The organism is Methylocystis sp. H62 (assembly GCF_015709515.1).
In the GTDB taxonomy this organism is placed as follows: domain Bacteria; phylum Pseudomonadota; class Alphaproteobacteria; order Rhizobiales; family Beijerinckiaceae; genus Methylocystis.
The window spans coordinates 1-14,538 of record NZ_JADNQZ010000050.1 but is presented as its reverse complement, the minus strand read 5'-3'; the positions used below and the strand labels follow the sequence as shown (position 1 = coordinate 14,538).

The following is a 14,538-nucleotide window of genomic DNA, read 5'->3' as shown; positions in this document are numbered from 1 at the left end:
ATGACCGACCCGCAGATGATCGGACACTATCGCATCGTCAAGCTGCTCGGCGTCGGCGCGATGGGCAAGGTGCACGCCGCGCTCGACACCTTTCTCGAGCGCGAAGTGGCGATCAAATCCCTGCGCGCGGAACTCACGCAGGATCCCGACTTCGTCGGACGTTTCCGCGCCGAAGCGACGAGTCTCGCCAAACTCAACCACCCCAACATCACGACGCTGTATTCGCCGGTGCTGCAGGGCAGCGACCTCTACATGGTCATGGAGCTTATCAACGGCCGGCCGCTCGACGAGATCTTGAGGGAGCGCGGCAAGCCGCTTGGCGTCAAGGAAAGTCTCGCCATCATCGCGCAGGCGGCGGACGGACTCGCCTATGCGCATCAGATGGGCGTCATTCACCGCGACATTAAGCCGTCGAACCTCATGGTCGCCGACGACGGCCGAATCAAAATCATGGATTTCGGCATCGCGCGGGTGCGCGGCAGCGTGCGTCTCACGCGCGCCGGCACGGCGGTCGGCACGCCGCTTTACATGTCGCCGGAGCAGTGCCGCGGCGGCGAAGGCGACGAGAGGAGCGATCTCTATTCGTTGGCCGTCGTGCTTTACGAGATGCTTGCCGGCGCGCCGCCATTTTCCGGCGCGACCGAATATGACCTCACTCAGGCGCAGATCCACGCCGAGGCGCCGCCGCTCGTGCCGCGCATATCGGGCGTCACGCCGGAAATTGAATCGGCGATCATGACGGCCCTGTCGAAACGTCCGGAGCAACGGTTCCCGAATATGCGCGCCTTCAGCGACGCGCTCGGCGCCACGGCGCTGCGCATCGACGCCTCGAGCATTATTCGAAGCGCGGGACATCTCGTCCAGGATTCGACGGCCGAGCGCGACGTGCCGACGCCCGAGCACATGTCGACGAAGCTTATCGCCCTCGCGAAAAGTCGCAGCGCGACGCTCGTGCGCCGCTTCAAGCGGCTGCATCCTGCGGCGCAAGGCGCTTCCCTCGGCATCGCTGCTGCGGCGCTCGCCACGTTGGCTTTTCTCGCGCTGATCGAGCCGTCGTCGCCAGCACGAGACGAACGCCAGACCCGAATCGATCCAGGCGACGGCGACCACCGCCCCATCAGCAGAGTCAACGATGCGCCGATCGCTCGGGGCGGCGACTGCAATTCGCAGTTTGCGACGCGGAACGATCCTTTGGGCTGCAATTGGCGCCAGCCATCCTCTTCAAGCTCGAGCGCTTCGATTTCCGAGCTGCGCGCGGCGATGAAGGATCGCGGACGATGGGACGTCGCCTTCCCTCTTGCGCAAAAATTGGCGGAGTCCGGCGATAAGGAAGCGCAGTATCATCTCGCCACTCTCTACGCGAAGGCGCCAGGCCGGCAGAATTTCTCGGAGGCCTTCAACTGGTTCAAAAAATCCGCGACGCAGGGCTACGCCGACGCGCAGGCGTCGCTCGGCGTCATGTACAAGGACGGCATGACGCCCGACGGCAGGCAAGACCCGGCCGAAGCGGTGCGCTGGTTCGAGCAGGCGGAAGCGCAAAACAACGGCAGAGCGCAATATTGGCTCGGCGAAGCCTATGAGAAGGGCCTGGCAGGACTGGACGTTAGTCGCAGCAAGGCCGAAGAACTCTATTACAAGGCGAGTTTGCAGGACGTCCCCGACGCCGCCGATGCCTTGCAGAGACTCAAGCGGCGACGCGGCCGGCGTTAAAGTCCGCCCTTGCTGAATTGTCCGCCGCCGCCAGAACCGCCGCCGCCATCGCCACCCCCGCCGCCGCCGCCGCCGCCGCGATGACGGCGATGGTGCGCGACATGTACGCGTCCGCGATGACGCGCGTAGTGGGACCGCGCATGATGATAGCCGCCGTAATGGCGCCGATGATATCGGAAGCGAAACCCTCCGAGCATCGCGCCGATGAGACCCAGCTGCGCGGATGCCGGCTCGGGCTCCAGAACGACCAAAGGCAGCGTGAAGGCGCCGAGCAAGAGAGCTCGGCGCGAAAGCCGACGGTCGGCGCCGTCGTCATTGTCAGTCATGGAACTCGCCCCCGCAGACGGTAGGCGATGATATTGTTCTCGCGGCTGCGTCCTGTCAATTTGCCGCGCGCTTCGTCAAAGATCGCGTCGCTTCTTGAAAGATCGCGCTTAGGCCAACGGTCGCCGTTGGCCCCGCCTTTCACATTGTCGTGGATGCAGGATATTCCCGAAGCCGCAAAGATTTGGAGCAGGGATAATGGGCGAGATCGAGAATCGCGGCGACGCGCCGGCCGACTTTGTCGACGCGCGCGCGGACGGACCGGGAGTCATCCGCATCTCCGACGATGATCCAGCCGCGCCCTTCTATCGATTGCTGTCGAAACTGCGCGCGCCTGTCGCGATGCGAGACATGATGATGGCGCCCGTGCGCGCCTGTTACAGAGGCGAGGGGCTGGCGATCGACCCGGCGGAACTGCCGCCGGGCGCCGCGCAGCTTTATCCGCAGGTCTCGGTTTCGACGCTCGCCGTTCCTTCGGACGCCGGTCCGATCCGCTGCGAATGTTACGCGCCGCCCGGTGACGGTCCAAAACCGCTGATGCTGTATGTGCATGGCGGCGGCTTTGTCGTGGGACGATCCGAGGACACGGCCTATGTCACCAGCCGCATCGCCACCGAAAACAATATCATCGTGGTCAGCGTCAATTATCGCTGGGCGCCCGAATGGCCCTTTCCCGCCGGCCTCGACGATTGCATGGCGGTTCTGCGCTGGATGCGTGACACAGGCGCCGACATCGGCGGCGACGCATCGCGCATCTTGGTATGCGGCGATTCCGCCGGTGGCAATCTTGCAGCGGCGTTGCCGCTAAGAGGGCGCGAGGAACGCATATCCATTCTCGCGGCCGTGCTTTTATGTCCGGTCACGGATTTTCACTTCGAAAATTATGCGTCCTACGAGCGGCTTGCCCCGACGGGCGTCGTGATCGACGCGGCTTTCATGGGATTCGCGCGGGGCGCCTATCTGACGAAATCGCAGCAGTGGCGGGACCCCTGGGCGAGCCCGGCGCTCGGCGATTTGAACGGCTATCCGCGAACTCTGCTCATCAGCGGAACCGCAGATCCGCTCGTCGACGACAATCGCGCCTTTGCCGAGAAATTGACGGCTGCGGGGGTCGAGGTCACGCATTTTTTTGGCGAGGCCATGCCGCACGGCTTCTATTTCTTCCCCGGCGTCTTGAAGGAGAGCGACGCAGCCTTCGCGGCGATCAGGAGATTCGTCCCCACTGCGCTGCAAAGTTGAGTCAATACAATCCCCTCTTCGCTGCGCACGAAGCAAAGCTCAAGCATTGGTTTTTGATCTTAGTTGCTGTTTGGCCACGCATTAGCCATTCATTATCGTTTAAATAAGAAATTCGCCTTAGTACCGAAGGTGCTCAACCGCAGTTTGGAGCGGCACATGCGCTTGCGAACGCGCTCTCGCGCCCGGCTTTTTTCCAAGGTGGCGGTGACCGCCGCCGCGACGCTTGGCTTGGCGCGGACGCCTGTCCTGGCGCAGGGCTTTTATTTCTGGGGCGACCGCGAGCCTCTCATCAATGCGGTTCCAGCGCCAGAGCGCGTCGCGCGCCCGCAACGCCCGGCCGCACGAAAAAAAATCTCTCGTCCAGCGAGCGACAATAGCGGCGCGGCGCCTTTGCTCGACGCCAAGCCCGAGGCTCCACGGCTCGATCGGCCGCTCTTCGTCGTCGCCTCCATCGCCGACCAGCAGGTGTCGATCTACAACCATAGCGGCCTGGTCGCGCGTTCGGCGATCTCGACAGGCATCGCCGGACATCCGACGCCGAAAGGCATTTTCACCATCATCGGCCGCGAACGGTTCCACCGATCCAACATCTATTCCAGCGCGCCGATGCCCTTCATGCAGCGGATCACCTGGTCCGGCATCGCCATGCATCTTGGAGTCGTGCCGGGGCATCCCGCCTCGCATGGCTGCATCCGGCTTCCCGCCGCATTCGCGGCGAAGGTCTGGGGCATGACCAGAATCGGCGAGCGGGTCGTGATCTCGCCGCATGACGTGTTTCCCGCCGAATTCGAACACCCCTTGCTGCCCGCGCCGATGATGCGCGCGTCCGAAAAGGGCGCGCCAGGGGGCGACTCTCAACAGCCTCTCCACGCCGCCGCAGATCGCCCCGCCCAACCTGAGGCGGAGCAGCCCAAGGCCAAAACCAGCGAAACAGCTGCGGGTACGGACCCGCTAAAGCAGCCCCTTGCCGCGGGCGATCCGCCGGCGGCCAAACCGCAGGACCAGGCGCAGACGCCTAAACTCGACGCCGGGGCCGACGTGACTGGAACCGCCAAAGCCGCGACGGCCGCTGATCTGCAGCAGCCCCTCCCCGTCGAAGCCGACGCGCCTGCCACGCATTCGCAGCAACAAGCCGAGCAGTCCGAAGTGGAAATCGGCGACAAGGTCGCTTCGGGGGACGCAGCCGCGCCCGCTGCAGACTCGCAGCAGCCGGCGCTCGACTCAGCCGCCAAGCCCGCCGCTAAGATCGAGCACAACGCGGATCAGCCCAAACCCGCAACCGCGGCAGATAAACCGTCGTCCTCGGTTCCCTCGACCCCAGCCGCCGTCGCTGAACGGCTAACGGTAAATCCGCATCAATACGCCCAGCAGCTCAAGGCCAAGGCCGTGGCTGAAGCCGCCGCTGCCAGCAAGTCGATCAAGGCTTTGTCCGCTGAAGTGGTCATCAAGCAAAAAGAGGCCGCGCGCGCCGCGCCGGCGCTCCGCGCCGCAGAAGCCGCCCAGGCTTTGGCCCGCGTTAAAGCGGACGCGGCCGCTGCATTGCACGGCGCGGCAACGGCGGCGGCCGCCAGTCAGCAGGAGCCGGCCGTGGCGGCGGAACGCAGCGCGACGGCGGGCGACGAGCAGGCCAAAGCCGGCGCCGACCGCCTGACGAGAGCCTATGGCGAAGCTCTCCTCACTGAGGACGCGGCGTTGCTGGCTCAGACGAACGCCGACTCCGCGTTGGTCGAAGCCACGGCAAAGCTCGAACAGGCGAGAACGGCCGTCGCCGCCGGGGACTCGGATCTGGCCGACGTCGAACGGCGTTTGGATGAGGCGAGAACGACCGCCGCCGCCGCCGCAACCGCTCAAAGAGACGCCGAGCGGCGCTTGGCGCCCATCTCGGTGCTGATCAGCAAGAAGGATCGGCGGATCTATGTTCGCCAGGGCCTGTCGCCGCTTTTCGACGCGCCGATCGAGATCCGCGATCCGGACGCGCCGCTCGGCTCGCATCTTTATATTGCGACGGCGGCCAAGGACGACGGAAGCTCGCTCAAATGGTCGGTCCTGTCGATGCCGGAAGCGCAGACGGAGCGCAGGAAGAATCTGGCGTCGGCCGACGCCAAAGCCGACATGTCCTGGGATTGGCGCCCTGCGAGCGCGACCCCGTCCGAGGCGCTGGAGCGCGTCGACATCCCAAAAGACGTTCGCGAGCGGATCGCAGAACGGCTGTGGACTGGGGCGTCGCTCATCATCTCGGACCAGCCCGTCAGCGGCGAGACCGGAAACGACGGCACGGATCTGACGATCAAATTGCGCTAGCCCGCTCGCGCCGCGCCTCCATCGGTTCTCCCGCGCGCGACGGCGATTTTGATCGGCAGTTGGAAGCTGCGCCTGTATTCTCCCCGCGTCATGCCCGCGAGCGCGATATTGCCGCTGAGCGCACTATCCGGAGGCGCGCCTGCGTCCATCCACAATGAGAGGTGAGCGATGAACCTGGACATGAACAAGCTCGACTCGCTGCTCGGAACGGTCGTCAATGAACTGGGCGCCGCTTCCAACGCGGCGCTGGTGATCATCGGAGACAAGCTCGGCCTGTTCCGCGCGCTTTCGCAAGGCGCCGCCACCTCCGCCGAACTCGCCGACAAGACTGGCACGCATGAACGCTATGTGCGCGAATGGCTGTCCGCGCAGGCGGCCTCCGGCTTCGTCGATTATGACGCCGAAGCGCGCAAATTTTCGATGTCGCCGGAACAGACGGCGGTGTTTGCCGCCGAGGACAGCCCCGCCTTCATGGTGGGAGGCTTCAGCCTGATGTCGGCGATTTTTCACGACGAACCGAAACTGGCCGAAGCCTTCAAGAGCGGCAAGGGCATGCATTGGGGCGACCATTGCAATTGTCTATTCTGCGGCGTGGAACGCTTTTTCCGGCCGGGCTACCGAACGCATCTCGTCGCCGAATGGCTGCCGGCGCTAGACGGGGTGACCGCCAAGCTCGAGCGCGGCGCGAACGTCGCCGACGTCGGCTGCGGACATGGCGTCTCGACCCTGCTCATGGCCGACGCCTTTCCGAACTCGGAATTTGTCGGGATCGACTACCATGAGGGTTCGATCGCGCACGCAAGGGAGAAGGCGAACGGCCGCAAGAACGTGCGCTTCGAAGTGGCGCGGGCGCAGGATTTCGCCGGCGCGCGCTACGACCTCGTGACGATGTTCGATTCGCTGCACGACATGGGCGATCCCGTCGGCGCCGTCGCGCATATTCGCGAGGTCTTGGCGGATGATGGAACGCTGATGCTGATCGAGCCGGCGGCCGGCGACAGCCTGGCGGACAATCTGAACCCCGTAGGGCGGGTCTATTACGCCGGTTCGACCCACATCTGCGTGCCGACGTCGCTCAATCAGGACGTCGGACTCGCGCTCGGCGCCCAGGCCGGGGCAAAGCGCATCGGCGAGGTCGTGCGCGAAGGCGGCTTCTCCCATTTCCGCAAGGCGGCGGCGACGCCGTTCAATATGATCCTCGAGGCGCGGCTCTAGGGCGACATGAAAAACGCCTGTCGGATGTCTAACGGACGGGCGTTCGAGTTCTGCCGTGCTACGGCGTTGGCGGCCGATTGATCGTTACCTCGCCGCCTGGCGGCAACTGATCGATGACCAGCAATTTGACCGGAACGGCCCCGACCGTCGCGCCGAAATGCCAGCGGTCGACGCTCTCTATGACGAATTCTCCAGCATGATAGACGCGCGACGAGGCATCGCCCTGCTGGACCATCAGTTCCCCTTCAAGAATATAGGCATAGCGCTGATACGGATGCTTGTGTTCCGGCAATCTGACGCCGGGCGCCAGAGTGTACATCGAAGCCACGACCTCCAAGGGCCCCTGCGGTAGCGTGATCGGCTGCCCAGTGGCGGTTTTCGTGGTCCTGGCGATTTCCGTGACGACTTCGGCTGGCGCAGGCTCCTTCGCGACGGCCGCCCCGACCAAATTGAAAGCGACGCTCAGGATCGCGACAAAACCCAGGCGAATCATCTGCTGCTCCATTCGCAATCTGCTTCTTGCATTCGCCATATAGACACCGTTTCCGCGATCGCCGGTTCTTTTAAACCGCCATTAAACGGCCATACCGAATATCCTGCCGACGCCCGCCGTCAGCGCCAGCGCCAATGCGCCCCAGAACGTCACGCGCACCGCGGCGCGCAGGACGCCGGCGCCGCCGGCTTTCGCGCCAATGGCGCCAAGCAGCGCGAGGCACCCTAAAGACGCGGCCGAGACGATGGGGATGATCGCGTCGTGCGGCGCGATCCCGCCGATGAGCAGCGGCAGCGCGGCGCCCGCGGCAAAGGTGACGGCCGAGGTCAGCGCCGCCTGCACCGGCCGCGCGCTGGCGATGTCGGAGATGCCCAATTCGTCGCGCGCGTGCGCGGTCAGCGCGTCCTTCTCCATCAGCTGCAACGCGACTTCCCGCGCCAGCTCAAGGTCGACGCCGCGCTCGACATAGATCTGCGCAAGCTCCTCTCTTTCGAGTTCGGCATAATCGCTCAATTCTTCGCGTTCGCGCGCGAGGTCGGCCTTTTCGGTATCGGATTGAGAGCTGACCGAAACATATTCGCCCGCCGCCATCGACATCGCGCCGGCCACCAACCCCGCCGCGCCAGCGACGAGCACATCATTGCGTGACGCTTCAGCGGCGGCGACGCCGACGATCAGACTCGCCGTCGACACGATGCCGTCATTGGCGCCGAGCACCGCCGCCCGCAGCCAGCCGATGCGCTGGACGAGATGACTTTCCCGGTGGACGCGAAGCCGGCTCATGTTCCCTCTTGGTCGGCGCTGCGTTGCAAGCGCACGCTATTCCTCACGTGTCGTGTCGATGGCTAAATCAAGGGCCGCGACGCGCCGCGCCGAAGCCGACCAGTTCGCGATGCTCAGGGCGTTATCGGCGAGCCAATTCAGCGAAAGCTGCACCTGCAAAAAGGCTGCGGCGGCCTGCATCAGATCTCCGAGCGTCAAATCGCCGGCAAGATATTTCGGCGCGCCAAGCAACAGGGGGACGGCGGGAGCCAGAAGATTGTTGGCGTGCGTTAAAAAAACAATTTTTGTCTGCCCCTGGATGACGCTGCCCCAGGTCATTGCGAGCAGAAAGAGAAATCTGTCGAAGGGATTGCCGCTCTGCGCGTCGATCTCGGGCAGCCGATCCGGAATGATCGGAACCCCTTTAACGACAGGATGACGCAGATAATCGCCGATATCGCGATCGATGTCCTCGTCGGCTTCCACCACCGCTCTCGATTCGAACTCATGACGAGCGCGGGTGAGCGCATAGCGGAAATTCCCCTCCGCCGCCGCCTTTGCTTCGACGCTTGCCACCAGCGGTCGCCCCAGCACCCACATGCAAAACGACGTCACCACCGAATAGACGAAGACCGCGAGCACCAGATAGCCGGGGATGACGACGCCGAGAAACTCATAGGATCCCCCGACTTGCCACAGAACGATGATGAAGGCGGCCGACACCAAAAAAATATTGATGACGCCGCCGGCGAGATCGACAAAAAGCTCGATCGCCAGCCGGCCGTCATCGGCGATGCGGGCCTCCGGATTATCGATGGCGGGGGATATGGCGCAGGCTTGGCGAGATTCGTTGACGAGCCATTTCTCGATGAGCGAGGCGGTGAGCCACAATCGCCAGTTGACCTGAAGTCTCATACGAAACTGCGTTGTGGCGATCGCGGCAAGACCGACGCCGACGGCCAGAATGGCGAGCTGAAGAATTCCTCCGGTGACTTCATCGACTTTATGCGTTTGAAGCGCGTCGAAGAAGCTTTTGCTCCAACGAGTCACGGCCAGAGCCATGTAAGTGTTCACGACGAGGCAGATGAGAAATCCGATTGACAGAAACCACGCGGTGCGTCGCGTTTGGCCGCTCCAATAGCCCATCGCAAGCCGTAGGAACCGCTGAATCACGTCGTTCCCTTTGAGCGAGATTTGTGCGATCGGCTCGAGTATTGCGCTGCGCGCACGAGCGACAAGACCCTATTCATGCTTCGCTTTGTAGCTGGTCTGGGCGCAGCAGGAAACGCCGGCGGATCGCGGGGGGCGTTTGGCGCCGGTCGGAATGTGGGATTTAACAGCCGAGCCTTGGACGGCGCGTCCGCATTGCCAAGTGACCCATAGAGTGGTACATATGCCCCTATAGAGTTGCGGCATGATCGAGAGCTTTCGGGACGATTGGTGGCGCGCCTTCTTTGTCGACGACGTACGCTCAAAGAAAATCCCGCCCGATCTCGAAAACCGCCTGTTCCGCAAACTACAGATGATCGACGATGCGGCGACGGATCAGGATCTGCGTGTCCCGCCGAGCAATCACTTCGAGAAACTGCGCGGCGATCTGGCCGACTTTCATTCGATCCGGGTGAACAAGCAGTGGCGACTCATCTTTCAATGGGATGGCGCTAACGGTGAAGCATCCGGCGTCTATCTGGACAACCACAGTCACCAGTGAGGCGAGCCATGTTGATGACGACGCGCAAGCCCGTGACGGTGGCGGAGATTCTGGTCGAGGAGTTCATGGAGCCGATGGGACTGACCCAGACCGCGCTGGCGGAGGCGATGGGCGTCCAGCGCAAGCATGTCAACGAACTATGCAATGACCGCAGGAACGTGACGGCGCCGACCGCGCTCATTCTCGCCCGCGTGTTCGGCAACAGCCCCGACTTCTGGCTGAACGTGCAGCGACGCAGCGATCTTTGGGAGGCGATGCATTCGCCGCGCGAGCGCAAGCGGATCGAACGGGCGAAGCCGTTGAAGGCCGTCGCGTGATGCGCGCCGGCGCTGCGTTGAGGCAGCCCGGAGATTGCCGCACCCGAGATAGCGCCGCCGTACTCGCGAAGCGAGCGTCAGGGTAGAGTCGGAATGTTCCCTTTGATCGAAAACAGCGCGATCATGTCGGCATGTTTCAACCAGCTATCTGGCTATGACACCTCGTAATCTCAAAGATGCTTTCTCCGCGACAGAAACGGCGCACTGCAAGACTATTGACGCCTATGCTCGCGGCCGCCAAATCGACCTTGCTCGATCCATTGGAGGACGAGCGAAGGTCTATTTGGACCTCTGCTTTTGGATCATTGCCCGCGAAGTTGAGGATGGCACAGAGACCCGCGATGCCTCGCGAGAACTGCTCTGCCTGCTTCGGAGCGGCGTCTCGGAAGGCAAGCTCGTATGCCCTATCAGCGAAAGCACCTTCGTCGAAGTGATGAAGCAGGCGAACACGCCAACCCGTCGTATCGCGACCGCTCAATTGATCGACGAACTCAGCCTCGGCGTCAGTCTCACGACCGGCCGCGCGCGCATCGGAACTGAGATCGCGCGCTTCTTCTATAGTTGTAACAACGAGCGAAATCTTTACGCCATGCAGGAGTTGGTGTGGACGAAACTGAGTTACGCACTTGGCTATGTTCATCCCTCGCTGCCGAACCTCGACAAAGCAACCGAATTCGCGCTCCAGAAGAGCTTTTTCGACAAGATGTGGGGAATAGGTCTTTCGGAGATGGTCGAGACCATGGGGGACGTGGGCCTGCCGTTTAGGAACGAGATTCGGCAGAGCGCATCAAATATCGACGCAGACATAAAGGCGCACATGCCCACGCTGAAGAGCTATCAGCGGACTTACAGAGACGAGATCGTCGGTGGGCTTGACGTGTGCAGCGACCTTGCGGCTGACGTGATGGCCAGCATGGCTGAACGTGCTGGTAAGGCGCCCACCGAACGCGGGTCGCCATCGTGGATCGAGTGCGAAAGGATGTGCCGCAATCTTCTTATCGCCGCGTTTCAGAAACCCGGCACAAAACAGGCTCTGCGCACGATCCATGCGCTGGCCAGCCTCCACGCTGGTCTGCGGTGGAACAAGATGACAACCTTCGAAGAGAATCATTTCTACGACTTCGAACATGCGGCGGCAGCGCTGGCTTACTGTGACGCCTTCTTGACGGAGGGCTTTCTGAGCAGTCTCGCCCACTCAAGGCACACGGGTCTCTGCGACATAAACGGCTGCCGAGTCACAGCCAATGTCGACGAGGCTCTGTCCATCGTGCGTGACCTTATCGGTCGTCGCTCAGCGGGCAATTCCGATGGAAAAGCTGGATGACCTTGCCGCCCGTCATTTGGAGGAACGTCCGCCTGACCCCGAGCGTCTTTCCGAAATCCTAGCCTCCGTTATCAAGGGGCGGCAGGGTCTCGCGCGAGCGTCGCCGCGAGCATACCCCGAACTCATCCGTCTTTGCGGCGCTACTGGCGGAGGGGGCGTCCGTCGCAATTGGGATTTTCGGGGTTTCGATAACACGCTCTGAAATGGATTTTTGTTCATCGTTATTAGTAGTTTGTGTGAATTCTCAGTAGCATGTTGTCTCTGGACATTCCACCCAATCCGGCGCATTAAGTGGGACCGATAATGGGACCATGAGATGTGGGTATGGCGGGTCGAACCCTCAACAAGCTGAGCGCGACGCAAGCGGCCAAGCTCCGTAAGCCAGGACGCCATTCCGATGGCGGCGGCCTCTATCTGTTCATCGACCAGCAGGGCCGGCAGCGTTGGATTTTCATGTATGCGCGGAATGGCAAGCGCACCGAACTCGGCATTGGCGGCAGGCGCGACCTGTCGCTCGCCAAGGCGCGGAGCGAGGCCGTGAAGCTGCGCGAGATACTGGCGGCCGGCGGCGATCCCAGAGCCGCGCGCGCCAAGGATGATCGCATCCCCACATTCGGGGAATGCGCCGACGCCTATGTGGAAGCGATGCGGCCGTCCTGGCGCAACGCCAAGCACGCGGCGCAATGGACGATGACGCTCACCAAATACGCCAGGCCCATGCGCGGCAAGCAGGTGAACGAGATCGGCACGCAGGATGTCCTCGGCGTGTTGCAAGGCTTATGGAACCGCACGCCCGAGACGGCCGAGCGCCTGCGCGGCCGGATCGAGAATGTGTTGGACGCCGCCAAGGCCAAGGGCTGCCGCTCAGGCGAGAACCCGGCGCGTTGGCGTGGGCATCTCGACCAACTCCTGCCCAAGCGCCAGCGGCTTTCGCGTGGGCATCATGCGGCTTTGCCCTATGACGCCATCCCCGAATTCATGGCTGACCTCAGAGGGCGCAGCGCGGTGGCGCCTCGGGCGCTGGAGTTCGCCATTCTCACCGCCGCCCGTTCCGGCGAGGTGATGGGCGCACAATGGGATGAGATCGACACGGAGAAGAAGGTCTGGATCATCCCGGCCGCCCGCATGAAGGCGGGACGGGAGCATCGCACGCCCCTGTCGCCGCGCGCGTTGAAGATCGTGGAGGCGATGGCGAAGCTCGGGACGGAGGGTTATTTGTTTCCCGGTCCCAAGCCAAACAAGCCGCTGTCATCCATGGCGATGGCGATGCTGCTACGCCGGATGAAGGCGGAGATCACCGTTCACGGCTTTCGTTCCACCTTTCGCGATTGGGCTTCGGAGACGACAGGCTTTCCTCATGAGGTTTGCGAAATGGCGCTGGCTCACGCCATCGGCAACAAGGCCGAAGCCGCCTATCGGCGAGGCGACCTCTTCGACAAGCGCCGCAAGCTCATGGAGGCCTGGGCCAGCTATTGCGCGAAGAAGGCTGGCGACAAAGTTGCGCCGTTGCGCAAAGCAAGCCAGGCAGCTTGAAGGCGCGCCTACGACGCGCGATCCGCATACTCGGCGCGATAGCCGGCGGGATCGGCGATCCAGCGATTGACGGCGGATTCATGCCAACCTGCGCCATTGACGCTGATCGGTACTTGGCGCGGGAATGTGCCTTCGGCGATCTTGCGATAGAGCGTCGAGCGGGACAGGCCGGTGCGGGCAAGCACGGTCTTTATGCGGATGATCCGTTCAGCGTCGGCCACGGGACCTTCTTCCATTCTCTGGTGTTTCGTGAAGCACGTTGGAAACAGAATTGGTGGCCTGGATTTCGCGCGCAAGAGCGCTCTAGCAGGTGTAGCGCGAGAGGGGGCTTACGGCGGCAGAAACAGGCAACCGGAAACAGCTATCGGCGTTCGACAACGCAAGATGGCGCGCGGTGGCTGCAGAGAGCTATGGCGCGAACATGCTCGGCGGCGCGCAACCCCCAGAGAAGCGAAATCAGGTCCATGCGCGAAGTATCCGCCTGACGGCGGCATGCTCAGGCTCGTCTGGCCGTTCGTCATGTTCCTTGGCTCCGAGAATTTTCATACGCGGTCCGCGCTCCCTCTAGTATTTGTAATTGAGGCTTGCGGCGACGGTCGTTGGCTCGCCGTGATAGAGGGCGCCGTTTGATGTCCAGTTGGATTGGTTCGTCAGATTTGCGGCGTTGAGTTCGAATTTGAGATTGTCGTTGAAGCTATAGGCGAGGGAAGCGCCGAGCATTTGCTGGGGCGCGAGGGTGAAGCCGTAGGTGTTGGGCAGCGTCGCCTCGAGGCGGCTGGCGTAATAGTAGCTTGCGCCGAGTTCGAGCCCCTTGAGGTCGCCCGAATCGAATGTGTAATTGGCGGAAAAGTTGTAAACGCGCCTTGGCGCGCCCAAGAGATCGCTGCCCTGCTGCGAGGGGATATTGTCGTCCTTCGACACGAGCGCATGCAGGAACGTGGCGGCGGCGTTGATTTTGAGATTCGGCAGGATCTCGCCGCCGAGGTTGACCTCAACGCCATGGCTATGCTGCTGGCCGGTGACGACGGAATAGAAGCCGCTCGGATTCGCCGGATTGGGGATCGCGACATTGTCGCGGGTGATGTCAAAGAGCCCGACCTCGAAGCTCATCTTGCGATCGAGAAACTCGCGCCGCAAGCCCAGCTCATACTGGGTGTCCTGCTGCGGCGGCGGCGCTTCGCCGCTTTGGACCCGCACGCCGGTGTTGGGGATGAGCGATTTGCCGTAAGCGGCGAAGAATTGCGTCTCTTCATTCGGCCGAAAGAGGATGCCGGCGCGCGGCGAAATATAGCCCTTTACGCCTTTGCTCAGGCTCGATGTCGGCTCTCCCGTCAGCGCGCCGAGCGGGTCGAAGACGCGTTCACGCTGGGCGAGGAGATCGTAGCGCCCGCCGATCAGGATGCGCCAGTTCTCGCTCAGATCGATGAGGTCCTGGCCATAAACCGAGCGGCTGATGGCGCGCGCCACGCCATTCGACCAATAGGCCCCGGCATAGCTGACGCCGGGCGAATAGACGGGCGCGAAGATATTGAGCGGCGCCGCCGCGTAGCGCGCGACGTCATTGTTGTAGCCGAAGTAGAAGTCCCAATGTTCGAGGCCGAGAAAGACG

General features: G+C 62.8%; 14 protein-coding genes. 8 read left to right on the top strand and 6 right to left on the bottom strand.

Going from position 1 to position 14,538, the window contains the following annotated elements; all coding sequences use genetic code 11:
- Positions 1 to 1,710: a serine/threonine-protein kinase gene (locus IYY11_RS08010; RefSeq protein ID WP_196403383.1), complete on the top strand. Its 1,710-nt coding sequence runs from the start codon at positions 1 to 3 to the stop codon at positions 1,708 to 1,710.
- Here the strand turns inward: IYY11_RS08010 and IYY11_RS22405 are convergent.
- Positions 1,707 to 2,036 (bottom strand): hypothetical protein, encoded by a 330-nt coding sequence (locus IYY11_RS22405; protein WP_210331273.1) that lies wholly within the window; start codon positions 2,034 to 2,036, stop codon positions 1,707 to 1,709. The two genes, IYY11_RS08010 and IYY11_RS22405, sit on opposite strands and share 4 nt — an antisense overlap.
- A 196-nt stretch (positions 2,037 to 2,232) precedes the next feature.
- Between IYY11_RS22405 and IYY11_RS08000 the strand changes: the two genes are divergently transcribed.
- The 3 genes from IYY11_RS08000 to IYY11_RS07990 all read left to right on the top strand — a co-directional run bounded on the left by IYY11_RS08000 (position 2,233) and on the right by IYY11_RS07990 (position 6,789).
- Entirely contained in the window at positions 2,233 to 3,273 is a 1,041-nt protein-coding gene (locus tag IYY11_RS08000; protein ID WP_196403382.1) for an alpha/beta hydrolase, read from the top strand.
- Between the two features lie 156 nt (positions 3,274 to 3,429).
- Positions 3,430 to 5,574, top strand: coding sequence for a L,D-transpeptidase family protein (locus IYY11_RS07995; RefSeq protein ID WP_196403381.1), 2,145 nt, complete (start codon positions 3,430 to 3,432; stop codon positions 5,572 to 5,574).
- Positions 5,575 to 5,742: 168 nt separating this feature from the next.
- Positions 5,743 to 6,789: a class I SAM-dependent methyltransferase gene (locus IYY11_RS07990; protein WP_196403380.1), complete on the top strand. Its 1,047-nt coding sequence runs from the start codon at positions 5,743 to 5,745 to the stop codon at positions 6,787 to 6,789.
- 58 nt (positions 6,790 to 6,847) lie between these two features.
- On the opposite strand, the gene IYY11_RS07985 is transcribed toward IYY11_RS07990, so the two are convergent.
- From IYY11_RS07985 to IYY11_RS07975, 3 genes are all read right to left on the bottom strand, one after another.
- A complete protein-coding gene (locus tag IYY11_RS07985) occupies positions 6,848 to 7,282 on the bottom strand; it encodes a cupin domain-containing protein (protein WP_246719764.1) in 435 nt (144 codons plus the stop codon).
- A gap of 81 nt (positions 7,283 to 7,363) precedes the next feature.
- Positions 7,364 to 8,065, bottom strand: coding sequence for a VIT family protein (locus IYY11_RS07980; protein WP_196403378.1), 702 nt, complete (start codon positions 8,063 to 8,065; stop codon positions 7,364 to 7,366).
- 36 nt (positions 8,066 to 8,101) lie between these two features.
- Positions 8,102 to 9,217, bottom strand: a complete 1,116-nt coding sequence (locus IYY11_RS07975; protein ID WP_196403377.1) for an SbmA/BacA-like family transporter — start codon at positions 9,215 to 9,217, stop codon at positions 8,102 to 8,104.
- 241 nt (positions 9,218 to 9,458) lie between these two features.
- Between IYY11_RS07975 and IYY11_RS07970 the strand changes: the two genes are divergently transcribed.
- The 4 genes from IYY11_RS07970 to IYY11_RS07955 all read left to right on the top strand — a co-directional run bounded on the left by IYY11_RS07970 (position 9,459) and on the right by IYY11_RS07955 (position 12,929).
- Complete coding sequence (locus tag IYY11_RS07970; protein WP_196403376.1) at positions 9,459 to 9,755, top strand: type II toxin-antitoxin system RelE/ParE family toxin; 297 nt, start codon at positions 9,459 to 9,461, stop codon at positions 9,753 to 9,755.
- Positions 9,756 to 9,763: 8 nt separating this feature from the next.
- A complete protein-coding gene (locus tag IYY11_RS07965) occupies positions 9,764 to 10,072 on the top strand; it encodes a HigA family addiction module antitoxin (protein WP_196403375.1) in 309 nt (102 codons plus the stop codon).
- 154 nt (positions 10,073 to 10,226) lie between these two features.
- Positions 10,227 to 11,396 carry a hypothetical protein gene (locus tag IYY11_RS07960; RefSeq protein WP_196403374.1) on the top strand — a complete coding sequence of 390 codons (1,170 nt, stop codon included), beginning with the start codon at positions 10,227 to 10,229 and terminating at the stop codon, positions 11,394 to 11,396.
- A 324-nt stretch (positions 11,397 to 11,720) separates the two neighbouring features.
- Positions 11,721 to 12,929, top strand: coding sequence for a site-specific integrase (locus IYY11_RS07955; protein WP_196403373.1), 1,209 nt, complete (start codon positions 11,721 to 11,723; stop codon positions 12,927 to 12,929).
- An 8-nt stretch (positions 12,930 to 12,937) separates the two neighbouring features.
- Here IYY11_RS07955 and IYY11_RS07950 read toward each other — a convergent pair whose 3' ends face one another.
- Together IYY11_RS07950 and IYY11_RS07945 are read right to left on the bottom strand one after the other, a co-directional pair.
- On the bottom strand, positions 12,938 to 13,150 hold the full coding sequence (locus IYY11_RS07950) for an AlpA family transcriptional regulator (RefSeq protein ID WP_196403372.1): 213 nt from the start codon (positions 13,148 to 13,150) through the stop codon (positions 12,938 to 12,940).
- A gap of 343 nt (positions 13,151 to 13,493) precedes the next feature.
- Positions 13,494 to 14,538: TonB-dependent siderophore receptor (locus tag IYY11_RS07945; RefSeq protein WP_196403371.1), on the bottom strand; the 1,045-nt coding region annotated here is incomplete at its 5' end.

What these genes read in the sequence shown, in the direction of transcription:
- IYY11_RS08010 (WP_196403383.1), top strand. Translation starts at nt 1, where the DNA reads ATGACCGACCCGCAGATGATCGGACACTATCGCATCGTCAAGCTGCTC.
- IYY11_RS22405 (WP_210331273.1), bottom strand. Translation starts at nt 2,036, where the DNA reads ATGACTGACAATGACGACGGCGCCGACCGTCGGCTTTCGCGCCGAGCT.
- IYY11_RS08000 (WP_196403382.1), top strand. Translation starts at nt 2,233, where the DNA reads ATGGGCGAGATCGAGAATCGCGGCGACGCGCCGGCCGACTTTGTCGAC.
- IYY11_RS07995 (WP_196403381.1), top strand. Translation starts at nt 3,430, where the DNA reads ATGCGCTTGCGAACGCGCTCTCGCGCCCGGCTTTTTTCCAAGGTGGCG.
- IYY11_RS07990 (WP_196403380.1), top strand. Translation starts at nt 5,743, where the DNA reads ATGAACCTGGACATGAACAAGCTCGACTCGCTGCTCGGAACGGTCGTC.
- IYY11_RS07985 (WP_246719764.1), bottom strand. Translation starts at nt 7,282, where the DNA reads ATGATTCGCCTGGGTTTTGTCGCGATCCTGAGCGTCGCTTTCAATTTG.
- IYY11_RS07980 (WP_196403378.1), bottom strand. Translation starts at nt 8,065, where the DNA reads ATGAGCCGGCTTCGCGTCCACCGGGAAAGTCATCTCGTCCAGCGCATC.
- IYY11_RS07970 (WP_196403376.1), top strand. Translation starts at nt 9,459, where the DNA reads ATGATCGAGAGCTTTCGGGACGATTGGTGGCGCGCCTTCTTTGTCGAC.
- IYY11_RS07965 (WP_196403375.1), top strand. Translation starts at nt 9,764, where the DNA reads ATGTTGATGACGACGCGCAAGCCCGTGACGGTGGCGGAGATTCTGGTC.
- IYY11_RS07960 (WP_196403374.1), top strand. Translation starts at nt 10,227, where the DNA reads ATGACACCTCGTAATCTCAAAGATGCTTTCTCCGCGACAGAAACGGCG.
- IYY11_RS07955 (WP_196403373.1), top strand. Translation starts at nt 11,721, where the DNA reads ATGGCGGGTCGAACCCTCAACAAGCTGAGCGCGACGCAAGCGGCCAAG.